Consider the following 25,303-nt stretch of genomic DNA (forward strand, 5'->3'; position numbering starts at 1 on the left):
TGTAAAGATATTGCAAATTAATTAATTGTAGTACATTTTATCACAATTAACTGTGTTTTTCAAGCTTTTTGCCTTCTGCTTTATCCATCAAAAATGGCTATATTTAGCCATTTATAGACATTGTACAATCAAAAAAGCACCATTGGCTTGCCTAGCCAAAAGTGCTCAAATTTTTCACTCATTAAATCGCGATTTATAAAAATCCATTCTTTTTATGAAATTCTTTCGCCGTAGCGCAGTCGCTAATTATCTGCTCAGATAATTCTTCAACATTATCAAACTTTATTTCATCCCTTAGCATTTCCAAAAACTCTACTGTAATGCCCTTTCCATAAAGGATTTTATCAAAGTCAAAGATATGTGTTTCGACATTTTTTCCGTAATTACCTATCGTTGGCTTAACCCCGACATTTGTTACACTAGGATATCTCTTTCCGTTATAGACACAAAATGTCACATAAACGCCGTTTGGCGGTGTAACCATGCTATCGTCTATAACAAGATTTGATGTTGGGAATCCAAGTTTTCTGCCTAGCCTATTACCGACAACGACTTCACCTGATATAGCATAAGGACGTCCCATATACGTTTCACACTCATCGACCTTGCCCGTAGCAATTAGATTTCTAATCAAAGTCGAACTCACTACCTGCTCATTTATGACAAAAGCATCTATTACCTTAAGGCTGAAACCCAGCTCAAGGCTCAGCTCGTAAAGAGTGTCTACATTTCCGCTTGCTTTGTATCCGAAGTTATGGTTGAATCCACAGACAACAGATTTTGCGCGAAGCTTATCTACGATAATCTTCTTTACGTATTCTTCTGGCGGCATCTCCATGATTTCCCTTGTAAATGGAATGTTTATGAGGTAGTCAACTCCCAAATCCTCCATGAGTTCTTCTTTTTCATGTTTATAAAGTATGTTCTTTATCTTAGGGACATTTGGAAGAAGGTCCCTAGGGTGATTCGAAAAAGTAAACACGGCAGATTTAAGTCCGCGTTCCTTCGCAATTTCAATCGTCTTCTTGATAAGCTTCTGGTGCCCTAGGTGTACTCCATCAAAGTTACCAAGCGCAATCGATGTCTCCTCTATGCTCTTTATTTCATCTAAACTATCAAATATTTGCATTATAAAATACCTTGTCTGCTTTTATTAAGCCCTTATTTTCTTTGGCTGTTCCCAAAAATTCTCCAGCCTTGCCGTAAACTCTATATAGTCTTGCAAAATCATCCTTGAGCGTGAGTGGAAACTTCTCCTCTGAGAACTTAGGCTTTTCCAAAAGAGACCACTGGTCCTCTCTTAGCTCAACTCCGTTTACAAAAAGGTGCTTTTCCCAGTCCTCTAGCTCTGCTAAGCCAAAGTGCTCCAGAGGTTTATCTATAGGGGTAAGCATTTTCCCTATTTCCTCTGGACTCATATTCCTTATCTTTTCTATGTCTATTGCATCTGCAATATCAAAGCATCCTGATTTAATCCTAGTCAGACTGCTCATTGCTGCTCCGCAGCCGAGCGCCCTTCCTATATCTGCACATATGCTTCTTATGTAAGTACCCTTTGAACATGCGATTTCAAACTCAAATTCACATCCATCAAAAGATATAATATCAGCCTTTTCTATATAAGCCTTACGACTCTTTACATCTATAGTCTTGCCTTCACGTGCATATTCATATAGCTTTTTGCCACCCACCTTAAGCGCAGAATACATAGGTGGAACCTGGCTAATCACACCTCTAAAAGCTTCTACAGCCTTCTCAAGCATCTTTCTATCTATGCTAAAATCTTCACAGGTTCTGACAGTATTTCCCCAAATATCAAGCGTATCTGTCTCAAGACCTAGTCTTGCACTACCTCTGTAAACTTTGATATCCGCATCCAGATAATCCATGACTCTTCCAGCTCTTCCAATGGTTACAGGAAGTACGCCCTCTGCCATTGGATCAAGTGTTCCAAGATGTCCAACTCGCTTAGTGCAGCAAGCACGTCTTACTATGGCTACAACATCAAAAGAAGTCATGTCCTTAGGCTTGTTTATATTGATTATTCCATCCATACTACATTTCTCTGCCAAAGGCTTCAATTACTCTTTCAATAGCTTCATCTAGGCTGCATCTAAGTGTGGCACCAGCTGCTCTTGCATGTCCGCCTCCGCCTAGACTAGCACATAGCTTTGCTACATCAAAATACTGCTTTGACCTCATGCTGAGCTTGATTACATCTTTTTCGTACTCCTTGACAAGAACGGAAACCTCGGTTCCCTTTATCGCTCTCATAAGATTTACGATTCTATCTGTCTCATACATGAAGGCGCCGCTCTCTTTTAGCATTTCCTGACTAACATAAGTTATCAAAAGCTTGCCATCAAACTCACTTCTCATCCTTGCTATTGCAAGGGCTTCAACTTTAAGTCTTTCGAATCTATCACTTTCGTATATCTCTATGCTAACTTCATTTGCAGAAACTCCCCAGTCATATAGCTCAGCAACTATCTCATGTGTAATTTTCTGAGTGTTAGAATACTGAAAATTTCCTGTGTCCGTTGTAATCGCTGCAAAGACCGAGTTTGCAATTCTCTTATCAGGGACTATTTCTAGTTCCTTTATTAAAAGAAAGGCAAGCTGCCCCGTAGCTGCAGACTTAGGATCTATGTAGTTATAGTCACAGAAATGCGTGCTCGTCGAGTGGTGGTCTATGCATACACTTAGCTTTGCTGCCTGAAATAAAGAAGCTCTTTCACCTATTCTATCTAGTGCTCCTGAATCCACGCAAAACGCCATGTCTACCGAGCATGCAAATTCCTTATCTTCTGTAACTAAGCCTTCAGCTAGAAACATTAGATTATCTGGAACTTCTTCATCTATGATTATCCACGCTTCCTTACCAAGCTGCCTAAGCGCTAGGCAAATAGCTGCACTTGAGCCTATCGCATCTCCATCCATATTAGTGTGTGGATAGAGTGCAAAGCTTTGATTCGCTTTGATTGCTTCTGCGATTTCCCTAAAGCTATTATTTCCCATTCTTTTCTCCAAGCTCTCTTATCACCTTTTCTATGTGATTTCCATATTCCATCGAGCTATCAATCTTGAAAATAAGCTCTGGCACGTGTCTTATGCTAAGCTTCTTGCTAATCTCAGTTCGCATAAGTCCAGCTGCATGCTTTAGACCGTCTATAACTTCAGTCTTTTCGTCTTTGCTTTTCTGCTCATCGTCTATATCTATATTCCTATCTCCCTGAGTACATGACATAACTGTCACATAGCAGGTTGCATAGCTGCCGTCTGAAGTAACTTCAACATCTGTGATGCTGATAAACTTTCCGGCTAGACGTGGGTCTTTAATCTCGGTAAGCAAAAGCTGGCTTATTATTCTTTTGATTTCTTCACCGAGTCTCTTTGTTCTATATCCTTTTCCCATACTTTCTCCAGATAGCACTTAAGCCGCCATAGGCGACTTAAGCTTTTTATATTACTTTCGCTCTATCTCTACCATGTGGAAGCACTCGATCAAATCGCCATCTTTGATATCGTTATAGTTTTCGATTCCGATACCGCACTCATATCCCTGAGCAACTTCCTTTGCATCATCCTTAAATCTCTTAAGTGATGAAATCTTTCCTTCGTGAATAACAATTCCATCTCTTACAAGTCTAACCTCTGCGTTACGCTGAACCTTACCCTCAATAACGTAAGCACCACCGATGATTCCAACATTTGGTACCTTGAAGGTATTTCTGATTTCAACCTTACCAAGGATTTCTTCCTTGTACTCTGGATCGAGCATACCCTTCATAGCGTTTTCTACATCGTCAATTACGTCGTAGATTACTCTATATGTTCTGATTTCTATGCTCTCTCTATCTGCTAGAGTCTGCACAGCTGTGCTTGGTCTTACATTAAATCCGATGATTACGGCACCTGATGTACCTGCAAGCATGATATCTGATTCAGTAACTGTACCTACACCTGTGTGGATGATATTAACCTTAACCTCGTCATTATTTAGCTTTTCTAGTGAAGCGACTAGGGCACCGATTGAACCCTGAACGTCTCCCTTGATGATTAGGTTGAGTTCCTTAACGTCACCCTCCTGAATCTGGCTAAATAGCTTCTCTAGTGTTGTACTTGAATTCTTTGCGAGAACTTCTTCTCTTAGCTTCTCTTTACGCTTCTCAGCGATGTCTCTTGCAATCTTGTCTTCCTTAACTGCATTGAACTCATCACCTGCCTGAGGAACGTCTGTAAGTCCAAGAATTTCAACAGCAGTAGCTGGACCAGCCTTCTTTATAGTCTTTCCTCTGAAGTCTGTCATCAGACGGATTCTACCTGCAGATGTACCTGCAACGATGCTCTGTCCGCTCTCAAGTGTACCATTTGTAACAAGAAGTGTAGCTACAGGGCCCTTTGACTTATCTAGTCTAGCCTCTATTACTGAACCCATAGCTAGTCTACTTGGGTTAGCCTTGAGCTCAAGAACCTCTGCCTGAAGCAGAATCATCTCAAGCAGGTTCATTATTCCTTCGCCTGACTTTGCTGAAACTGGAACTGTGATTACATCTCCACCCCAATCTTCGACTAGTACATTGTGCTCTGAAAGCTCCTGCTTAACTCTATCAGGGTTAGCTGCTGGCTTATCCATCTTGTTGATTGCAACTATGATAGGAACTCCGGCTGCCTTAGCATGGCTTATTGACTCTATCGTCTGTGGCATTACACCGTCATCTGCAGCAACAACTAAAACTGCTATATCAGTAACGTGAGCACCTCTTGCTCTCATCGCTGTAAATGCTTCGTGTCCTGGTGTATCTAGGAATACGATTTTCTGCCCATTTACCTTAACCTCAGATGCACCGATGTGCTGAGTAATTCCACCTGACTCGCTTGAAGTAACGTTAGTCTTCCTGATTGCATCAAGTAGCGATGTCTTACCGTGGTCAACGTGGCCCATTACAGTGATAATAGGTGGTCTTGGCTTTAGATCCTTATCATCGTCCTCGAATACTTCGATTCCTGTCTCTTCATTTTCTTCCTCAACCTTGCCGATATGAACACTGATTCCAATTTCTTCTGCAAGAATCATAACTGTGTCCTCATCGATGTTCTGGTTGATATTTGCCATTATACCTAGCTTCATCAAAGACATGATAACCTTTGATGTTGAAACCTCTGTCTGCTCACAGAAGCCTGCAACTGTGATAGGTACTGTAAGAACTATTGTGCCTTCTGGTAATACTTCTTCTTCAATCTGTGGCTCTACGTCTACGTTGTTGTTCTTATACTTGGTGTGCTTATTTCTAACCTGCTTCTCAAGTGACTTTCTCTCGAACTTATCGAACTTGCTGTGTTTCTCCTTCTTATCGAATGACTTCTTCTTGTCGTCTCTCTTTGCTGAGTCTGGCTTGCCTTCGATTCTACCTGCAGAAGTTGTTCTCTTATTGTCCTTGTCCTGATATCTTGAGTTTCCACCCTGCCTGCGATCATCCTTGCTAAACTTATTCTCGGAGTCACGGCCGTTTCTAGAGTTGTTTCTGTCGTTTCTATCGTTACGATCGGTTCTGTTATTTCTGTCGTTTCTATCGCGTCTTTCGCCTCTAGCCTCGCCTGACTTTGCATCTCTGCTTGGTCTTGTATTTCTTCTGTCGTCAGACTTCTTTGCCTCAGATGATGCAGGCTTTGCTGCTCTTTCTACACGCTTCTTTTCCTCTGCCTTAACCTCATCAGCTGTCTTTATAATCTTAACACCGATAGGTCTTCTTCCTGAAGCGTTCTGATCAGCTGTAGTTTCCTGCTTTGCTGGTTCAGGCTTCTTCTCTTCCTTCTTAACAGGCTTCTTTGACTCTTCCTTTGGCATCTCGCTAGCCTTTGATGCCTCTTTAGTCTTCGAGTGTTCCTTTGATGTCACGTCTTTGCTGCTTGCCACTGCTTTATTCTCTTCTTTTTCTTTCTTAACTTCAGGTTTTGCTTTCTTATCGCTTTCCTCTGCTTTATTTCTATTTGCAAAGTAGGAATCGTCAACTATCGGTCTTCCAATAGGCAAACGCTTTCTACCAGCTGCTGGCTTTGTTGTTTCACTATCATTGCTCTTAGACTCACCTTTGCCGTATGCCGACTTAAGCTTTGCAATATCACCCTCGGATAATGTGCTCATATGACTCTTTAGCTCTATACCCAGTCCTGAAGCCTTTTCGAGTAGCTCCTTGCTTTGAACTTCTAGTTCACGGGCAAGTTCAAATACTTTCACTGCCATTAGACACCTCCCTTTCTGATTGAATCAGGTCAATCTCCTTACATATGCTTTCGGCAAAACCCTTGTCCACGATTGCGAATACACCCTTATCCACATTCCCGGTCATGTGTGAAAGCTCACTAGCTTCTCCGAAAACCCTGTATTTTATATTGTTAGTGACACATTTCTGCGTCAATTTACTCTTTGTATTGTCTCCAACATCCGTAGCTATTATCAAAAGTTTTACGCGCCTCTTTGCGATTAGCATAAGTGCGGTGTTATACCCAACCTGGATATTCTTTGACCTTGCGGCAAAACCCATGTAGCTTCTAAACTTGGATTTTTCCATCAAATTCTCCTCTTAGCTTATCTATATTCTCTTGATCAACCTTGCGTCTGAAGACTCTTGCAAACGCCCTCTTCTTGCATGCATTATCAAAGCATTCAATGCTCTTGCACACATAGGCACCCCTGCCATCCTTCCTTCGCGTAAAGTCAAAGCTGATGTTATCACCTTCGTCTACAAGTCTAAACAGCTCATCCTGAGACTTTGATTCCATGCAACCTATGCATCTGCGCATTGGTTTTTCTTTACTCAACTTCTACGACCTCCGCATCAGCTGAATCTTCATAGCTCATATCCTCATCGCAAACTCCATCAGCATCTTCATCCTGATAGTACTGGCTATGGCTCTTTATATCTATCTTCCAACCGCTAACCTTTGCTGCTAGTCTTACGTTCTGACCTTCCTTACCTATTGCTAGTGAAAGCTGGTAATCAGGTACTACTACAAGTGCAGCCTTTTCTTCATCGCTATCGGAAACGATGAATACGTCCTCAACCTTAGCTGGGCTAAGTACGTTAGCGATAAGTTCTTCTGGTTCATCGCTCCATGGAATTACGTCAATCTTCTCTCCATCAAGCTCATTTACCACAGACTGAACTCTTGCTCCGCGGTTACCAACGCATGAACCTACTGGGTCAACGTTCTCAAACTCAGTGTAAACTGTCATCTTTGTTCTTGAACCAGCTTCTCTTGCGATAGCCTTAATCTCAACCGTTCCATCTGTAAGTTCTGGGACTTCTAGCTCAAATAGCTTCTTTACAAGGCCTGGATGCGATCTTGAAAGATATATCTGAGGTCCCTTTAGGCTGTGCTTAACATCCATGATGTAAGCCTTTAGTCTATCATTTACCTCAAAACGTTCTCCTGGTACCTGCTCCCTAGGTGGAAGTATTGCCTCTGTATGTCCTAGGTCAACAAAGAGTGTTGCTCCGCTCTTTCTGTGCACAACACCTGTAACAATCTCATATAGGCGATTCTTGAAATCGTCGTATACCTTTGAGCGCTCGGCTTCTCTGATTCTCTGCACTACTACCTGCTTTGCTGTCTGTGCAGCGATTCTACCAAAGTCCTCTGGTGTAACCGCAAACTCTATCGCATCGCCGATTTCGTATCTTGCATCAATCTCGCGTGCATCATCAAGGCTTATTTCACGATTTTCGTCCATAACTTCTTCGACAACCTCAAGTCTTGATAAAACGGAAATATCTCCCGTCTCTGAATCGATGTCAACTCTTACATTATCGACATTGATATTACCTGTGGTGCTATAGTTGCGCCTATATGCAGCTAACAATGCTGACTCAATTGCCTCTAGAAGAACTCCTTTTTCTATATGTTTTTCTTCCTCAAGCTGTTCGAGCGCGTCTATAAACTCTCTGTTCATTTCTGACCCTCCTATTTATATTTAGTCCCTAGAATATAACTGCTAGATTAGCCTTAGCAATCTGATCTCTAGGTAGTTCCATATCCTTACCATCTACTGTAATCTTTACAATACCATCATTAAGCGAAACAAGCGTTCCAACAAGCTGCTTCTTCTTATCAATAGCCTTGTAAAGCTTGATTTCTATTTCACTGCCAACATATCTGTCAAAATGCTCCTGAGTAATAAGCTCTCTATCCATTCCTGGCGAGCTAACCTCAAGGTAGTATTCCCTTTCTATCAAATCCTGCTCATCGAGCTTATCTGAAAGAAATCTGCTGACCTCTTCGCATTCCTGAGTACCTACATATCCTTCCTCTTTGTCAATGTATACTCTAAGAAAGTAATCAGGTCCTTCTTTAACAAATTCACATGCCCAGAGACTAAGCTTTCTCTCATCAAGGAAATCCCTGATAAGCTCCTCTGTCACTTCTGTAATCTTTTTCTTTGCCATTTTCACCCTATACAAAACTTAAAGAGTGGGAAGGCCCACTCTTTAACAAAAGAATTATCGATTACAATTATAGTACCATAAATTTTATACAATGTCAAATAATCGACACTTTACTCAGATGTCGCTACTACTTATTAAGAGCGTCTCTAATTTCCATAAGAAGCTTAACCTCATCTGATGGCTCAGCTGGTGCAGCAGCTTCCTCTGCATCATCTGCTGCCTTCTTCTTAGCAGCTAGCTTATTTAGTCCCTTCATCATTACGAAGATTACAAGTGCAGTTAGTACGAACATGATTACAGCCTGGATGAAGTTACCAACCATTAGCTGAGCGCTTCCAACTGTGATAGAAATGCCTGAGAAGTTGATTCCTCCTAGAATCATTCCGATTAGCGGTGTGATGATATCTGCTACGAGTGAGTTAACGATAGCAGTAAATGCACCACCGATGATGATACCAATTGCCATGCTCATAACGTTGCCGTTGCTGATAAACTCCTTAAATTCCTTAATAAAGCTCTTCATTAAGCTCTCCTTTCAATTCCCCAAAATTACCTTACAAACTAAAATCATAAAATTAAATTGTCTATATGGGTATACCCTGATTGTGTATATATTACCAAAAATTTTTCGAAATGCAATATTATTTTTAGGATTGTATGCTCCTACGTAGGTAATTGTAGTATTCCCTTTTGGTTCTCAAAAAACTATCTCTTCCTAAAACCAGCGCCTTGCCGCAGCCAAAGTTAACTATTCCGCCTGACATGAGTCTCACTTTCGATAAGTTGATATAGCAATATGACATGGCCCTGCAAAAGCTATCATCAAAACTAGGTGCAATCGCTGAGATTTTCTCATAATACGATAATGTTCCGCATTCTGTCTCAAGTTTAATCTGCCTTCCATCGCTCTCTACATAGAGTATCTCATCAAAGTTAACACGCCTTACAACCTTATTCGTCTTATAAACGATATATCTACCTTCCATAACACTCTCCCCTAATACATAACATCTTTAAATAGATTATATATTGGTTTCGAGTAGAATATATGTATGTTTTTCCGTCATTTTGTCTAAAATTCCGTCATTTTGACGTAAATTTAGACATAATGTATGAAATCCCGTCAATTTGACAGGATTTCATACATTTATACAGTTTTTGTGTCATTTATACATGAAAATTAGACTTTATCCAGCATTAACTCCCTTTATGCGTATATTTAAACAGCCTTAGAAGAAGCTTAGCTGATCTGTCTCTGGAAGACCATCAAAGATTCCGTATGCTCTAAGTGACTCTAGAGCTGTGCGATTTACCTTTGATCTTATCACAGCATCTTCTACCGTATCAAAAGGCTTCTCCTCGTATGCCTCAACAAATGATGTTGCAGCAGAACCTCCCATTCCATCTATGACTACAAATGGAAGCAGAACCTCACCATCCTCGACCCAGAATTTAAGAGCCTTGGAGTGTCCAAGTTTAGGCATGCGGAACTTAAATCCCCTAGCATACATCTCATAGGCAACCTCGTAGACAAGAATTTCTGCCATTTCCTTAGGTGAAGCATTCTTACCCTTGGTTATGGTTTCCTCTATCTTGTTGAGACAAGCTGATGGTCCCTGAAGGATTACTGATGCATTAAAGTCAGCAGCTACTGAAGTAAAGTGCGTTGCATAAAACTCCTGCGGATAATAAACCTTATACCATGCCATTCTAAATGACATCATTGTATAAGCAACAGCGTGGGCTCTAGGGAACATGTACTGAATTTTGATACATGAATCAATATACCAATCAGGTACTCCATGATCCTTCATGATTCCTAGAAGCTCGTCACTGAGCGGCTTATTCTTTCTTACCTTCTCCATGATATCAAAGGATGTCTTGTTTTCGATACCCTTGGAATGAGGTAGTTCATGATGTCATCTCGAGTAGATATTACCTCTCTCATGGTTGCAGTTCCATCTTTGATGTAGTCCTGCGCATTGTTTAGCCAAACATCTGTACCGTGTGAAAACCCTGATATTCTGACTAGGTCAGCGAACTTGTCAGGCTTAGTATCATCGAGCATCTGACGTACAAAAGATGTGCCAAACTCAGGTATCGCATAGCTTCCATGCGTGAACTTATAGTTTTCGTCCTTTATATCTAGCGCTTCTGTGCCGTTGAAAATGCTGAGCACTTTTCTATCTGTCAGGTCTATTTGTAGCGGGTCAACTCCTGTCATATCCTGAAGTTGCCTTATCATCGAAGGTACGTTGTGTCCTAGGATGTCAAGTTTTAGTAGGTTTTGATCTATCTTGTGATAATCAAAGTGCGTTGTTACAACATCTGACTTAGCATCATTTGCGGGTCTTTGAACCGGACAGAACTCATAGATTTCGTGATCTTCTGGAACTATTACAATTCCGCCTGGATGCTGTCCCGTCGTCTTCTTAACCCCTGTACATCCCTTCGCAAGCCTTAATGTATCAAATTTGTTTATCGGAAAGTTCTTTTCCTCTGCAAACTTAAGTACATATCCATAAGCAGTCTTGTCAGCCACAGTACTTACAGTACCAGCCTTGTATACGTTTTTTTCACCGAAGATTTCTCCGACATAGCTGTGTGCTCTCGCCTGGTATTCTCCAGCGAAGTTAAGGTCTATATCAGGCTCCTTATCTCCGTTAAATCCGAGGAAGGTTGCAAACGGAATAGTAAAGCCATCCCTCTTCATCTCAGTACCGCACTTTGGGCATGCCTTTACAGGCATATCTATTCCACAGTCGTAGAGATTCATATCTCCCCACTCTAGGTGCTTGCAATTAGGGCATACATAATGTGGCTCAAGTGGATTAACCTCTGTGATTCCAGCCATTGTCGCAGCAAGTGAAGACCCTACCGAACCTCGCGATCCTACAAGGTAACCATCCTCCAGTGACTTGTTAACTAGCATCTGTGCAGAAACATACATGACCGCATAGCCATTTCCTATGATGGAATCAAGTTCCTTATTGAGTCTTTCTTCTATTTCTGACGGAACATTCTCTCCGTACATCTCATGGACCTTATCCATGCAGGTCTTACGAAGAGTCTCTTCAGCCCCCTCAATCTTAGGAGGATACTTGCCCTTAGGAACTGGCAGAATTTCTGGAGAAATCATATCAGCAATCTTATTAGGGTTTTCAACAACTATTTCGTAAGCTGTATCATCACCAAGATACGAAAACTCTTCGAGCATCTCCTCGGTTGTTCTCATATATAGACCCTGACCATTTTCGGCATCCTTATATCCCATGCCTGCCATGATTATATTTCTAAAAATAGCTGACTCTGGCTCATCATAGTGCGCGTCGGTTGTTGCAACTACCATCTTGCCTAGCCTTCTTCCGCATTCCAAAACTCTGCGGTTAAAGTTTCTAAGATCTTCCCTTGACTCGACCATGCGCTTTTCTATCATGAACTGATTGTTAATCAAAGGTTGAATCTCTAGATAGTCATAGAAGCTTGCAATTTCATCAAGCTCCGCATCGCTTAAATTATTTGAGACCGCTCTATATACCTCACCTGCCTCGCAGGCTGAGCCAATAATTACACCATCCCTATACTTACTGATTACAGATTTAGGAAGTCTAGGCTTTCTGTAGAAATACTCTATATGAGACATAGAAACCATCTTATATATGTTTTTAAGTCCCTCCTGAGTTGCTGCAAGAAGAATTATGTGGTTAGTTCCCTTCTTCTTGTAGTCTATGCTTCCGTCCTCATTTACGCAGTCGCTATCATCAAAGACATAGCCCTCCATACCGTAAATGATTTTGATATTTATATCGTCCTTAGCAAGCTTTGCAGCAGCACTCGCTGCATCTGGAAAACTCTGTACTACGCCGTGGTCTGTAATTGCAACGGCTGGATGTCCCCATCTTGCTGCAGTCTTAACTATGGTTTCGACATCGTTTAGTCCGTCCATAGCACTCATCTTTGTGTGACAATGAAGCTCGACTCTCTTTTGTCCGTCGTAGTTATCCTCACGAAGCTTGATACTACTCTTCTCTATGCCGTCAATTCTCACAGTTATGGCATTTTCATAGGTATCCCATTCAGGTGCACCTATTGCTTTGATATATGTTCCTTCTTTCAGAAGGCTATTGATTTCATCCCACTTCTGCTTGCTAACAAAGGTCTTTAGACATGTGCTAGTTTTTCTGTCTGTAATTGAAAGAGACATCAAAACATTCTCGTGTCTTACAGTTCTCGCATTCTTATCAAAGAGTATTCCCGCAACCGCAACCTGCTTCTGCTCCGGTGAAAGTTCTGCCAGAGGAGTAATCTCAAGCGTGATAGCTTTTTCACCCATTATGATATTTCCCTTTGCCGGAAGATCCTTGGTATTTTTCTTACGTCTAAATCCGCTGTTTCCGCCGCCTTGGAACTTCTGTTCCTCAGCCTTAGGTTTTGATGCTGCCGCCTTTGCAGCTTCCTTTGTCTTCTCATTTAGCTCTTTTATTTCGTCGTCGCTTCTCTTCTGCAAGGACTCATGGGCCTCTGCGTAAAGCTTATCGTCGTTTTCGAAGACGATTTCATATTCAAGACCTATTTCATTTTTTATCATCAAAGCAATCTGGCTTGATGCCTTACCGTTTAGATTCTTACAAGCTAGCTCACCAACTGTGCTTATTATTACTCTTTTTCCCTCTATCTTTAGCGAAGAAATGTCTATGCTTCCTGCCACATAGTGGTTTTTCTCGTTAAGCTTTCGCAAAACCTTAGGAAGTATTATTCTAAGAGCATCAGCATCTGAAAGAATAAGATTTACATATGTGTATTCAAATTCGACATCCTTAAGGTCACCTACCGAGTTAAGGATGATACCTTTTATCTTATCCTCATCTTTTGCTGGAACAACATAGTTTAGCCTTACAGAGAGCTTTAGTATATTTTTCTCACTCAAAATAACAGCGTCGTCAACCTTTGCAACGGCTCTGTCCCTATATTCTTCGCCAACATTATCCCAATCTATATAGTTGTAAAACAACTCCTTCATCGAATAGTTTTCCCCTCGCGCTCATAAATTAGATTGAAGAGCTCATCTATGATGTCCTCTTCCTTTACTGTCTTTACGACCTCTCCTTTTTCGAATATAACGCCCTTATGCATTCCGCCAGCAACGCCATAATCAGCGCCCTTAGCTTCTCCTGGTCCGTTTACGACACAGCCCATGACCGCTACCTTTATTCCTTCTCTGACATTCTCATCAGCAAGTCTTCTGTCAATTTTTTCGGCAAGTTCCTCGAGATTAACAGATGTTCGTCCACATGTAGGACATGATACTAAATCATAGTTAGCTTCTCTAAGTCCAATGGTCTCTAAAATTTCTCTAGCAAACAGAACCTCTTCTACCGGATTTGCTGTCAATGATACTCTCATGGTGTCGCCAACACCGTCAAGAAGCAGGCTTCCAATTCCTATTGCAGACTTAAGCTTTCCTCTTTTGACTGTACCAGCCTCTGTAATTCCAATATGTATAGGGTGATCTGTCTCTTGTGCAATTAGCCTGTGTGCCTCATAGTTCATCCTCACATCAGATGATTTTAGCGACACGACTATATCATCAAAGCCCATGTCCTCTATGATAGCAACATTCCTAAGTGCGCTATCGCAAAGGCCTCTTGCTGTAACTTTGCCGTACTTCTCAAGGATATCCTTTTCTAAAGATCCTGAGTTTACACCTACTCTAATAGGTATATGAGCCATCTTTGCTTCATTAACGACAGCTCTTACTCTCTCTATACTTCCTATATTTCCTGGGTTAATTCTAATCTTATCTGCCCCAGCATCTATCGCTGCAAGAGCGAGCTTATAATCAAAGTGAATATCAGCAACTATAGGCATGTTTGTCTTATTCCTAAGCTTCTTTAACGTATTTGCAGCCTCAATATCCGGAATAGCAAGCCTTACAATCTCGCAGCCAGCATTTTCTAACTCTGAGATTTGACTTAGCAAAAGTCCCTCGTCATGTGCATCTACATTAGTCATAGACTGAATGCTTACTGGCGCACCGCCTCCTACTTTGATATTTCTTATCATTACTGATTTTAAACTCATCGTCTTATCAACCTCATAATGTCATTCCAGGTCACAAATACCGTAAGCGTCAGCAAAAGAGCCATGCCTATCATGTGAACTCTTGCTTCGACCTTATCGCTTATCGCCTTGCCCGTAAACATCCTTATTATTACAAAGATTATTCTTCCTCCATCTAGCGCCGGAAGCGGCAGAAGATTAAAAATCGCAAGGTTAAGGCTTATCAGTGCTACAAGATATAAGTAGTAGAATATGCCAAGTCCAGCAGCATCGCTAACTATCTTCACCATTCCAACTGGACCGGAAACCTGATTTATTGCTCCCTTTGATGTAAATAGCATTTTAAAGGATTCAAACAGAGCTTTGGTCATCTTGACAGTTGATATGCTTCCATTCTTGATTCCCGTAAATACATTATGGCTTTTCTTTGATACTACACCTATTGCATACCTTCCATCCTTTTGCTTTTGCGGACTAAGGGTAAAAGTCTTCTCCTTGCCGTTTCTTTCGATGGTTATGGATATAGGCCTATCAGCTTTGATTTCTTTCTGCAAACTGCTAGCAAACTCTTCCCAGCTATCTACCCTGCTGTCAGAAACCCTAACGATCTTATCGTCTGCTTGGATTCCAGATAAGGATGCTGCGCCACCATCTGTGACATTATTTATCGTCGTAGTAGGTGTTCCAGCATAAATTGCTGCAAATATCATCACGAGAAACGCGATTAATATATTCATAGCAGCCCCTGCAACTAGAATTATGATTTTCTTCCACCAGCTCTTGTTATTAAAAGCTCTAGGATTTTCCGTTGCCTCCTCGGTATCTTCTCCTTCCATAGCGCAAAATCCACCAATAGGAAACGCTCTTACAGAATACAAGGTTTCCTTGCCCTGCTTCTTTAGGATAACTGGACCCATACCAAAAGCGAACTCATTAACCTGTACGCCACATAGCTTTGCTGCAACAAAATGTCCAAGTTCGTGTGGAAAAATAAGTATTACAAAAAGTAGTATTACTAGAAAAATCGTCATCTATTTATTTCCTTTTATTAAATCGTATGCCATGCTTCTGGCAATTTTATCAGTTTCTAAAATTGAATCAAGCTCAGGTTTCTTAGAAAAATCTCCTTCGTTTAGAATTTCCTCTATGAAGTCACCTATCTGATTAAATCCAATTTCACCATTTAGGAAGCTCTCCACAAGAACCTCATTTGCACCGTTCATGGCAGCAGGGTAAAGCTTGCCAAGTTTTGCTGCCTCTATCGCAAGCTTTAGGCATTTGAAGCTTTCTAAATCAGGTTTTTCAAATGTCAGCTTTGCACCTTCATCAAAGAAGTTAAGCGATGGAACATCCATCTTTAGTCTATCTGGATATGAGAAGGCAACTGCAATAGGTATCCTCATATCTGGGATTCCTAGTTGTGCAATCACCGCAGTATCCTTAAATTCAACTCCTGAATGCACTATGCTCTGTGGGTGGACGAGAATTTCTATATCGTCAACATTTATATTGAAAAGCCACTTTGCTTCTATCAGCTCTAGGCCTTTATTCATCAATGTTGCAGAATCTATAGTTATCTTTTTCCCCATGCTCCACTTAGGATGATTGAGGGCCTGCTCTACACTAACACCTGCAAGTTCATCCCTGCTATATCCCCTAAAAGGACCGCCCGAAGCAGTAAGATAAATCTTCTTAATCTCACGGTTTAGGTTCCCTTGCATACACTGAAATATTGCACTGTGCTCGCTGTCTACAGGAAGAATTTTTACTCCCATTTCGGCAGCCGAACTCATAATCACCCCACCGCCTGCAACAAGACTTTCCTTGTTTGCAAGGGCAATATTTCTTCCTGCTTTGATTGCCTCATATGTTGGAAGCATTCCCCTCATTCCACTAAGTGAATTCAGGAGCAAATCCGCATCGTATCTAGCTAGCTCAAGAAGCCCTTCTTCTCCGTATGCAAATTCTATATTCCTAGTCTTGTCCTTAAAGTACGCTCTAAGAAGCTTTGCATCATCAGCTGTTTCAGTCACAACAAGCTCTGGCTCAAACTCTGAGATTTGCGCCTTCATAAGCTCTATGTTTCTTCCGCAGCTTAGCGCCTTAACTGCAAATTTATCACGATTTTCCCTTATGACATCAAGTGCCTGAGTTCCTATAGACCCTGTACTTCCTAAGATGCTGATTCCCTTCATCTCAAAGTCTCCAAATCAAAGTAAATTACATTAGAACAAGTGTTATATAGTGGTATACAACAGGTGCTGTAAACAAAATGCTATCGAATCTATCCATGATTCCGCCATGTCCTGGGATTAGATTTCCATAGTCCTTTATACCCATCTTTCTCTTAAATGCTGACGCAGTTAGGTCGCCACACTGAGAAAGAATTGCTCCTATCACGCCTATTATAAAGCTATGAAGCATATACTGTGGTGCAAAAATTACTGAGAATAGAAGGCAAAGAAGCGCTGCTCCAACAACTCCTCCTACCGCTCCCTCTATAGTCTTCTTTGGACTTAGATGAGGACATAGCTTGTGCTTTCCAATTGCAAATCCCGTAAAATACGCGCATATATCGCTTCCAAAAGCAGATATAAAAATCAAGTAAATAAGTATTCTATGATGAGCCATTCCATCAACCATAGCTACATGGAAGGAAAAGAACTCTACATAAACAATTCCAAGTATTGTTGCAAGAGCATCCTCTACCTTATGCTTATCTATTCTAAATATCGATATACAAGAAGCCATAACAGATGCAACAAGCCATGCTAAAAGATATTCATCCTTTGATGGAAATACTAAGTGAAGTGTGTACAAAGCCACTAGTGAAGCAACTGCAACGCCGTAGTTAGGATTTATGTCCATAGCCTTAAATCCGTTAAACAGCTCTTTTACGCCCACTAGACCTATCAAAAAGCATGCTGCAAGAAGAGGATATCCTCCGATGACTATTAATGCTACTAGAGGTAGCATTGCTATTCCTGAAATTATTCTTACCTTCATTTACCGTTCCTCCTCTTACTTCAGTCTTCCGCCAAATCTTCTCTCACGAGTACCAAAGGATTCCACTATCTGCTGAAACTCTTCCGGTGAAAAATCTGGCCAAAGCGTATCAGTAAATGCGAATTCACTATAAGCACATTGCCATAGCAAGAAGTTAGAAAGACGTTCCTCTCCACTAGTTCTGATAATCAAATCAGGATCTGGAATATTTCCGTTCTCATCGCCTGTATATAGATACCTTGAAAGCAGCTCCTCAGTAAATTCTACTGTAGCTCCATGCTCAGCCACAATTCTATTTGCCGCTCTTAAAATCTCAGCTCTACTGCCGTAGTTTAGGGCTATGTTAAACTGCATGCCCGTATTGTCTTTGGTATCATCTAGTGCCTTTTGCATACTGTTTCTTGCTGCCTCAGGTAGAGCCTCATAGTCTCCTAAGACACATATCTTTACGTTCTTTTCGCAGATTTCAGCAAGCTCAGAAGCAACGTACTTAACCAAAAGGCCAAAGATACCGCTTACTTCTTCACTAGTTCTCTTCCAATTCTCTGTCGAAAAAGCGTATACAGTTAAATGCTCTATTCCTAAATCAGAAGCTCGTCTTACTATCTCCTGCATGCTTTTCATTCCGGCATTGTGTCCTGCAACTCTTGGAAGAAGCCTCTTTTTCGCCCATCTTCCGTTTCCGTCCATTATAATGGCAACATGCCTTGGCAGTTTATTTTCTCCCATATTTTCCTCATAACATAGGGCTATCCCGCAAAGCGAAACAGCCCGTAATAAATTTCTATAGTTTGCAATCTATGAAAGCCTTAAACTTCCATAAGTTCCTTGTCTTTTTCCGCTATAATCTGGTCAATTTCCTTAATTGCAGCTTCGATAGTCTTCTGTACGTTATCGAGTTCCTTTGCTAGCTCATCCTCAGATAGCTCTCCGCCCTTCTGCTGCTTCTTTAAGTGATCGTTCTCGTCACGTCTCATGTTTCTTACTGCAATCTTGCAATCCTCACCCATCTTCTTGATGATCTTGGCGAGCTCTTTTCTGCGCTCCTCTGTTAGCTGAGGAACTACCAGTCTGATGCACTTACCATCGTTTGACGGTGTGATGCCTAGCTCTGACTTATTGATTGCCTTCTCTATCTCAGGAAGTGAAGAAGGGTCAAATGGTGCAATCAAAAGAGTTCTAGGATCAGGTGTTGATATGTTTGAAAGGTTCTTTAGTGGTGATGGTGTTCCATAATAATCAACCAAAACCTTATCGAGTAGTGAAGCGTTAGCTCTTCCTGCTCTTACTGTATTCAAATCTGACTTCAAAACCTGCTTACTCTTCTCAATTCTTTCTTGTAAACTTAGATGGCTCATCTCTTCCTCCTAAAATGACTATTTAATTATAGTTCCAATTTTTTCGCCACATACTGCCTTCATGATATTGCCTTCTCCAGCAACACCAAATACATGAATAGCTATACCGTTATCTCTACAAAGAGTTGCTGCTGTAAGGTCCATAACCTTAAGGTCCTGATCAACGACTTCCTTGAATGTGAGTGAATCATATCTCTCAGCATTTGGGTTTGTCTCTGGATCATCAGAGTAAACTGCGTCAACATTCTTTGCTAGAAGAATTACCTCTGCATCCATCTCAGCTGCTCTGAGTGCTGCAGTAGTATCAGTTGAGAAGAAAGGATTACCCGTTCCTGCTCCGAAGATTACTACCTCCTTGCGTTCGAGCCTGCTGATAGCCTTCATTCTTGCATAAGGCTCAGCTATTTCTCTCATCTCTATGGCAGTCTGTACTCTCGCCTTTACCCCATGTATGTTAAGTGCGGATTCCAAAGCTAAAGCATTCATTACCGTTGCAAGCATTCCCATATAGTCTGCTGTCGCACGGTCCATATTCTCACTGCTACGGCCTCTCCAGAAGTTTCCACCGCCAACTACAATTGCAGTCTCTACACCTAGGTCACAAAGTTCTTTAATTTGTTTTGCAACAGTATTAGTAGTCTCGTCAGATATTCCAAACTTTTGGTCACCGGCAAGTGCTTCTCCGCTAATCTTTAGAAGTACGCGCTTATAAATTGGTTCCATATATAGCTCCTTATTAAATTTTATTACAACTATTATAACATATCACGCGGTCTATTGGAATTGATTTTTACTCTGAAAAACTATTCCTGAGCGTTTAAATAGTCTATTGCATTCATGGCAGCTGTTGCACCATCAGATGTAGCTGTAACAAGCTGTCTGCGTGCCTTTGATCTGCAGTCGCCAGCAACAAAAATTCCCTCTGTCTTTGTCATGCAGTCCTCAGCTGATGCGAAGAATCCAGCCTTATCTAGCTCTGTTAGCTTATCAAAAGCAGCATTCTGAGCTATGTGTCCATAAGCAACGAATACTCCCTGAACTTCAAGCTCTCTTAGCTCTCCATTTTCTGTGTTTTCGATTACTAGAGTCTCTAGCTTAGGGCTACCCTTAAGTTCCTTAGGTACACTGTTTAGAATGAACTCAACATTCTCCTTCTTGCTTAGTCTATCAACAGTAACTTGGTCACCTCTGAATTTATCTCTTCTGTGAACAAGGTAAACCTTATTGGCAATAGTTGACATATATTCAGCATCCTCAAGTGCAGTGTTTCCACCGCCCATTATTGCAACATCTTTTCCTCTAAAGAAAGCTCCGTCGCAGGTTGCACAGTATGAAACGCCCATGCCTGTGAGCTCTTCCTCTCTATCTATTCCAAGAGGTCTGCTCTTAACACCAGTCGCAAGTATAACGCTCTTAGCCTCAAATTCCTCGCCACCATCTGTAGCAATCTTGAAGATTCCATCTGCATTCTTTTCGAGAGAAACAACCTCACCAAATGCCATCTCCGCACCTAGCTTTGTTGCCTGCTCATACATATCGCTCGCAAGTTGAAAACCTGAAACGATTCCTGTTCCAGGATAGTTTTCAACCTCTGGTGTATTTATAATCTGTCCGCCATAGCTTAGTTTTTCTATCATCAAAACGCTTCTTCCACCGCGCACTCCGTAAATTGCTGAAGTCAATCCCGCAGGGCCTGCTCCTACTATGATAATGTCGTACATAATATCCTCCTTACCACTTATCTTCTAATTTGTTAGTTTTATATATACCCTGTTAGATTTTGTTAAATCTAAATTAAACTCTCATTAATTATCCATCAAAACAAGATTAGCAAGTTCCTTCGTCACGCCCTCAGTCTTCTCGACATAGTTATGTGCAAAATTTCTTACTGCCTCAAGGTCAAAGCGAAAATCTTTTAGCACCGTCTCAACTTCATCGACATCCTTGCAAATAGCTCCAGGCATATCTTTCTCATAATCAAGATAAAAACTCCTACTCGCCATATACTCATCAAGGTCAAATGCATAAAAGCACATAGGCTTGTTGAGAAGTGCTGCCTCAAACACTATGGCTGAGTAGTCAGCTATAACGCAGTCTGCAATATAGAGCATCTCTTCAGTAGAGAAGGTATCGTCTAAAATTACACCCGGTCTATCTTCAATACAAAGCTTCATCAGCGGATGTTTTTTGATTACTATTATACGGTCCTCTGAACTTATTTTATTTATTAAATCTTCAATTTCAACAGAAATATCCTTATGTTTTCTAAATGTCGGTGCATAAACGATAATCTTTTTATCGCAATCTTTAGCTTGCTTAAGCTCTTGATATTTGCCAAAGATTTTATCTATTGTATGCTGCTTAATATCCTCAGACATAAGTCTATCAACCCTTGGAAGTGAGCCAATTACAATCCTTTTCTCTATGCATCCAAAAGCCTCTGCAAAAGGTTTAACGCACGCCTTTCCACTCGCTAAGACATGGGTATAGTTTCTGTGCATTCTCATCGCCTTCGCTAGTTTAGGGCTGCTACCCTCTTCTTCGCCACATATGCTTAGACCAAATCTTTTGAGTGCTCCCATGGCATGCCATATCTGAACTACTCTAAGACTTCTTCTCTGTTTTAGCACGCTCACTGCAATGCAGTATGAATCGATTACAACAGTTTTGCTTGTTGCGATATGATACATCTGTACAAAGATATGTCCTATGTACGAAATCAATGCACCAGGGCTTTTTCTAAGCTTCTTTGATAAGATCTTGACCTCTGTTTTAGGGCTTTGCTTTTCTATCTCTGATTTGAGCATCAAAAAATCCTCGCTTGCTGAGTCGGACTGCCTGCTTATCAAAGTGACCTTATCTCTAACTGGTAAAAGCTTAAATAATGCATATATTAAGTTTAAAAATCCACGAAATATCGCAATAGCAAAAGTCATACTATTTCTTAAACCTTTTTCTTATCTTATTAACATCGTCTTTAGTTAAATACTTCTTTAGATGATTCATAAATCTATCTAGCATAGCGTTCACGCGCGCTCTAAAGAGGTCAAATGCACTTGCTGGATTTTCATCTATAAGTCTCTTTATATGAGCCTCATCTAGCGGCGCAATCATTGTAGATTTACGTGTTCCTGAGCATGAAATGCTTCTCTCAAACAGCTTAACTGCCCCACTCTTCTCATCGCATACGATTGGAAACTTAGGTTCAGCCATCAAAACAGACTTTCTTATCATCTTGTTTGATACAAAGTAGTCTCTAGAAATAAACATATTTCTAAAAGTCCCGTAACCGTAAGCAGAGTTAATTCTATCTATGTAAGAATAGCTTTCTCCATCAAAGCTCTTCACCATCACCGATGCACATCCTGTCTTCTTAGTCTCTAGCATACTCCACATATTTCTAATGGTGTTCTTGGTGAAGAGAAGCCTCTCATCTGCAAATATTACATATTCGCCTAGTGACATATCAAAGGCCTTCTTTATAAACTCATCCTTACCAAGTCCTTCATCGTCGCATATTTTGATATTAGCTTTGCTTGCATAATTATCTGAGATATCATCCTTGATTCGTTTTGATAGAATTATTTCAAAGCGTGGAAACAGCTGATTGTAAAGGCTTGCCACCTGTAAATTCAGGTACTTTGGAGATGACTCCGATGTCAAAATAATAGACACCAAAGGCCTACCAGCAAGTTCATCTAGCGGAATTAGGCCCTCCTCTAAATTTAGGTCTCTATGTCTCTTGCATAGAGCCTTCCAGTCAGAAACCTGTATATGCTTTTTGTATTCTGCAAGCTTTTCGTTGATTCTCTCAGTCAAATCCTCATCAGCGCGCCAAATACCTCTATAGTATCCATTTAGCAGTTCACCTTCTATAAATCTGATATATAGAGGTCTAAGATATATGTTTATCTTTGATCTATTGCTCTTAATGTTACTTTCAGCAAGCTTGTTCGCCTCTGCAAGAATCCTCTCATGCGACTTTAGGAGGCTTTCCATATAGCTCCTACTTATGGTCTGTGTTGCAGATGCGCTCTCCCAGAAAGGTCTTTTTATGTAGTTATAGGCTACGACCCTGCATCCACAGATTCTCTTTGCCTTCTGCAAAGCACAAAAAGTGAAGACACCGTCCTCTGCGTTTTTGAGTGGTTCTAGTCTTAAATTATTCTTTATTATGAATTCACGCCTAAACAGCTTATTGCAAATCGACCAAGCTCCGAATAGATTCTTATCTAGCGGACTGATATTTCTTTGAGAAGAAAGCTTTACAGAATGCATATAAAGCAGTGATTCTCCAAGGCTCTTCTCTTCCATAATGCCTATTACAATATCTGCCTTGCGAGTTTCTCCCACCTTGTACATGGAGATAAGCGCTTTTTCTGGAACTATATCATCTGCATCATAAAAGGCCAGGTAATCTCCTTTTGCCTCTTCAATTCCGCGATTTCTTGCCGCCGAAACACCTGCATTTTCCTGTCTTATATATCTATATCTTCTATCCTTTGCAGCATAAGCCTTTGCTATTTCAGCTGATCCGTCGCTGCTGCCATCATCTATAAGAAGTACCTCAAGCTCATCAAACTTCTGCCCTGCAATAGAGTCAAGCGAGTTTGCAAGATACTGTTTTACATTATAAATTGGCACAATTACCGAAACCTTAGGTGCCATATATAACTCCTATCAAAATTAAATGTTCCAATGCATTATAGTCTTTCCACATCTACTCTTTGCATCTACATCAAAGGCCTCTGCCATGTCATCAAGGCTCGAAATCTCGACTACATTTCCTATGAGTGTATCAAGGTAGCGTGGAATCTCAGGGTGCTTTGCGTACATCTTAAGAACACCTAGGAAGTCCGCTCTTCCACTTCTGCTGTTACCAAATATTCTAAGTCCTTTCTCAAGCACCATTCTGGTGTTTATAGGGACATTTCTTTCACTTACACCCATCAAAGCAATTGCACCTTCAGGGTTTATGTAATCGATGATTTGATTTATAGCATCTCCAGAGTTTTCTCCACCGACGCACTCAAAGGCGTGGTCAAGCTTAAGTGTTTCTGGAATGTGACGGATTTTGTAAGTCTCATCCACAAAACTAAACCTCGAAAGCTTGCCTTCATGAGTTCCAAACACATATATCTTTGAATCTGGATACACGTATCTAAGTAGTAGTGCCGTGCAGTATGCTAGATTTCCGTCTCCCCATATGCCTAGCGCATTTCTTCTTCCGTGACTGAACCTCTCGAATCTTTGAATCGTATGGTATGATATGCTCACAAATTCTGTAAATGCAAGCACGTCAAGATCGATATCCTCTGGTGCAACTACAACCCTATCCTCATCAAGAGCAATAAGGTCCTGCATGAAGCCATCGCTTCCGCTTGCTCTGAACATACTGCTTCCGAGATAGTTTTCCTCTATGAACTCATCCTTTTCAACAGGCGTGTTAGGAATCATAACTACCCTGCTTCCCTTTGGGATATTCTTTGAATTTGAGAATACAACTCGTCCGCAAGACTCGTGTACAAGAGCCATAGGAAGTTTCTTTTCCATTATCTCAGAAGGTCTAAGTCCCTGATAATACCTTTGATCTGCATGGCAGATACTGAGAGCCTCAGGTCTTACAATTATTTTATTATCCGCAAGATTTATATCGCTGAACTGAACCTCGATTTTGCGCGGCCCTGTCAATCGATAAACCGTATTTAGCATTCTACTTCTCCCTTTAATAGAGCTTCTGCAACTGCAATATCGTATGGATAGGTTATCTTGATGTTGTAGTTCTCACCCTTTACTAGGTGAACCTCTTCACCATTTATCAAGAATACCTTGGCAGCATCTGTAAGTATTTTCTTTGTGTCCTCGTCAAGTCCCTCATATAGCTCCATGAAGCTTTTAGCTTTAAAGCTCTGTGGTGTTTGACCCTGATATACCTTTGTTCTATCAGGAATAGCGCTGATTATCTCACCATCCTCGCTTACGACTATGGTGTCTGTAGCAGGAATCACTGTATCGCATGCACCAAAGCGTTTTGCCATCTCGATATTATCCCTTATCATCCTATATGTTACGAAAGGTCTAACTGCATCATGAGTTACCACAATAGTGTTTTCATCTATTCCATATTTTTTGTCTATAAAGTCAATTGAGTTTACAATGGTTTCATTTCTGACCTTGCCACCCTCAATAACCGTAATCTTTTCATTATCATCTATGTATTTAGCGATAAGGTCTTTAGTATGCTGTAGCCACTGTTTAGGGCAGGCTATTACAATTTCCTCAAAGCTATCATATAGGCAAAACTTTTCTATTGTGTGAATAATAATCGGCTTTCCACCTATGTTCATATACTGCTTAGGTAGCTTGGCATCACCCATGCGACTTCCTACGCCACCAGCTAAAATTACTCCATAAACATTCATAGATTCCATT

Annotated in this window: 21 protein-coding genes and 3 pseudogenes; all 24 read right to left on the minus strand. The window is 40.9% G+C overall.

Going from position 1 to position 25,303, the window contains the following annotated elements:
- Window positions 1-193: 193 nt before the first annotated feature.
- The 24 genes and pseudogenes from ADJ67_05695 to ADJ67_05810 all read right to left on the minus strand — a co-directional run bounded on the left by ADJ67_05695 (window position 194) and on the right by ADJ67_05810 (window position 25,302).
- Window positions 194-1,129: a hypothetical protein gene (locus tag ADJ67_05695; protein ID AKT47178.1), complete on the minus strand. Its 936-nt coding sequence runs from the start codon at window positions 1,127-1,129 to the stop codon at window positions 194-196.
- Entirely contained in the window at window positions 1,116-2,054 is a 939-nt protein-coding gene (locus ADJ67_05700; GenBank protein ID AKT47179.1) for a hypothetical protein, read from the minus strand. The genes ADJ67_05695 and ADJ67_05700 overlap by 14 nt, the downstream gene beginning before the upstream one ends.
- 1 nt (window position 2,055) lies before the next feature.
- The gene (locus ADJ67_05705; protein ID AKT47180.1) at window positions 2,056-3,018 is read right to left on the minus strand and encodes a hypothetical protein; all 963 of its coding nucleotides are present in this window, start codon (window positions 3,016-3,018) and stop codon (window positions 2,056-2,058) included.
- Entirely contained in the window at window positions 3,008-3,415 is a 408-nt protein-coding gene (locus tag ADJ67_05710) for a ribosome-binding factor A (GenBank protein AKT47181.1), read from the minus strand. The genes ADJ67_05705 and ADJ67_05710 overlap by 11 nt, the downstream gene beginning before the upstream one ends.
- A 51-nt stretch (window positions 3,416-3,466) precedes the next feature.
- Window positions 3,467-6,244 carry a translation initiation factor IF-2 gene (locus ADJ67_05715; GenBank protein AKT47182.1) on the minus strand — a complete coding sequence of 926 codons (2,778 nt, stop codon included), beginning with the start codon at window positions 6,242-6,244 and terminating at the stop codon, window positions 3,467-3,469.
- Entirely contained in the window at window positions 6,225-6,572 is a 348-nt protein-coding gene (locus tag ADJ67_05720; protein AKT47183.1) for a hypothetical protein, read from the minus strand. Before ADJ67_05720 ends, ADJ67_05715 begins: the two co-directional genes overlap by 20 nt.
- Complete coding sequence (locus tag ADJ67_05725) at window positions 6,553-6,822, minus strand: hypothetical protein (GenBank protein AKT47184.1); 270 nt, start codon at window positions 6,820-6,822, stop codon at window positions 6,553-6,555. Before ADJ67_05725 ends, ADJ67_05720 begins: the two co-directional genes overlap by 20 nt.
- Window positions 6,815-7,954, minus strand: coding sequence for a transcription elongation factor NusA (gene nusA / locus ADJ67_05730; protein AKT47185.1), 1,140 nt, complete (start codon window positions 7,952-7,954; stop codon window positions 6,815-6,817). Before nusA ends, ADJ67_05725 begins: the two co-directional genes overlap by 8 nt.
- 28 nt (window positions 7,955-7,982) lie before the next feature.
- On the minus strand, window positions 7,983-8,447 hold the full coding sequence (locus tag ADJ67_05735) for a hypothetical protein (protein ID AKT47186.1): 465 nt from the start codon (window positions 8,445-8,447) through the stop codon (window positions 7,983-7,985).
- 127 nt (window positions 8,448-8,574) lie between these two features.
- Window positions 8,575-8,970, minus strand: a complete 396-nt coding sequence (locus ADJ67_05740) for a mechanosensitive ion channel protein MscL (protein ID AKT47187.1) — start codon at window positions 8,968-8,970, stop codon at window positions 8,575-8,577.
- A gap of 124 nt (window positions 8,971-9,094) precedes the next feature.
- The gene (locus ADJ67_05745) at window positions 9,095-9,433 is read right to left on the minus strand and encodes a hypothetical protein (protein ID AKT47188.1); all 339 of its coding nucleotides are present in this window, start codon (window positions 9,431-9,433) and stop codon (window positions 9,095-9,097) included.
- Between the two features lie 243 nt (window positions 9,434-9,676).
- Window positions 9,677-13,467 (minus strand): annotated as a pseudogene (locus ADJ67_05750) (DNA polymerase III subunit alpha).
- The gene (locus ADJ67_05755; GenBank protein ID AKT47189.1) at window positions 13,464-14,528 is read right to left on the minus strand and encodes a 4-hydroxy-3-methylbut-2-en-1-yl diphosphate synthase; all 1,065 of its coding nucleotides are present in this window, start codon (window positions 14,526-14,528) and stop codon (window positions 13,464-13,466) included. The pseudogene ADJ67_05750 and the gene ADJ67_05755 overlap by 4 nt, the downstream one beginning before the upstream one ends.
- The gene (locus ADJ67_05760; protein ID AKT47190.1) at window positions 14,525-15,538 is read right to left on the minus strand and encodes a hypothetical protein; all 1,014 of its coding nucleotides are present in this window, start codon (window positions 15,536-15,538) and stop codon (window positions 14,525-14,527) included. The genes ADJ67_05755 and ADJ67_05760 overlap by 4 nt, the downstream gene beginning before the upstream one ends.
- Window positions 15,539-16,702 (minus strand): 1-deoxy-D-xylulose 5-phosphate reductoisomerase, encoded by a 1,164-nt coding sequence (locus ADJ67_05765; protein ID AKT47191.1) that lies wholly within the window; start codon window positions 16,700-16,702, stop codon window positions 15,539-15,541. It lies immediately after the preceding gene.
- A 25-nt stretch (window positions 16,703-16,727) separates the two neighbouring features.
- On the minus strand, window positions 16,728-17,513 hold the full coding sequence (locus tag ADJ67_05770) for a phosphatidate cytidylyltransferase (protein ID AKT47192.1): 786 nt from the start codon (window positions 17,511-17,513) through the stop codon (window positions 16,728-16,730).
- 15 nt (window positions 17,514-17,528) lie between these two features.
- The gene (locus ADJ67_05775; protein AKT47193.1) at window positions 17,529-18,266 is read right to left on the minus strand and encodes a UDP pyrophosphate synthase; all 738 of its coding nucleotides are present in this window, start codon (window positions 18,264-18,266) and stop codon (window positions 17,529-17,531) included.
- Window positions 18,267-18,322: 56 nt separating this feature from the next.
- The gene (locus ADJ67_05780; protein ID AKT47194.1) at window positions 18,323-18,871 is read right to left on the minus strand and encodes a ribosome recycling factor; all 549 of its coding nucleotides are present in this window, start codon (window positions 18,869-18,871) and stop codon (window positions 18,323-18,325) included.
- Between the two features lie 18 nt (window positions 18,872-18,889).
- Window positions 18,890-19,594 (minus strand): uridylate kinase, encoded by a 705-nt coding sequence (pyrH, locus tag ADJ67_05785; GenBank protein AKT47195.1) that lies wholly within the window; start codon window positions 19,592-19,594, stop codon window positions 18,890-18,892.
- Window positions 19,595-19,674: 80 nt separating this feature from the next.
- On the minus strand, window positions 19,675-20,592 hold the full coding sequence (locus ADJ67_05790; GenBank protein AKT47196.1) for a thioredoxin reductase: 918 nt from the start codon (window positions 20,590-20,592) through the stop codon (window positions 19,675-19,677).
- Between the two features lie 156 nt (window positions 20,593-20,748).
- Window positions 20,749-21,807: pseudogene (locus ADJ67_05795) on the minus strand (hypothetical protein).
- Window positions 21,808-22,966: 1,159 nt separating this feature from the next.
- Window positions 22,967-23,539, minus strand: a pseudogene (locus ADJ67_05800) (hypothetical protein).
- An 18-nt stretch (window positions 23,540-23,557) separates the two neighbouring features.
- Window positions 23,558-24,583, minus strand: a complete 1,026-nt coding sequence (locus tag ADJ67_05805) for a ribitol-5-phosphate dehydrogenase (GenBank protein ID AKT47197.1) — start codon at window positions 24,581-24,583, stop codon at window positions 23,558-23,560.
- Entirely contained in the window at window positions 24,577-25,302 is a 726-nt protein-coding gene (locus ADJ67_05810) for a 2-C-methyl-D-erythritol 4-phosphate cytidylyltransferase (GenBank protein AKT47198.1), read from the minus strand. The genes ADJ67_05805 and ADJ67_05810 overlap by 7 nt, the downstream gene beginning before the upstream one ends.
- Window position 25,303: the final 1 nt, after the last annotated feature.

Origin of the sequence: Eubacterium sulci ATCC 35585 (assembly GCA_001189495.1) — a bacterium.
Lineage (GTDB): Bacteria > Bacillota > Clostridia > Peptostreptococcales > Anaerovoracaceae > Eubacterium_B > Eubacterium_B sulci.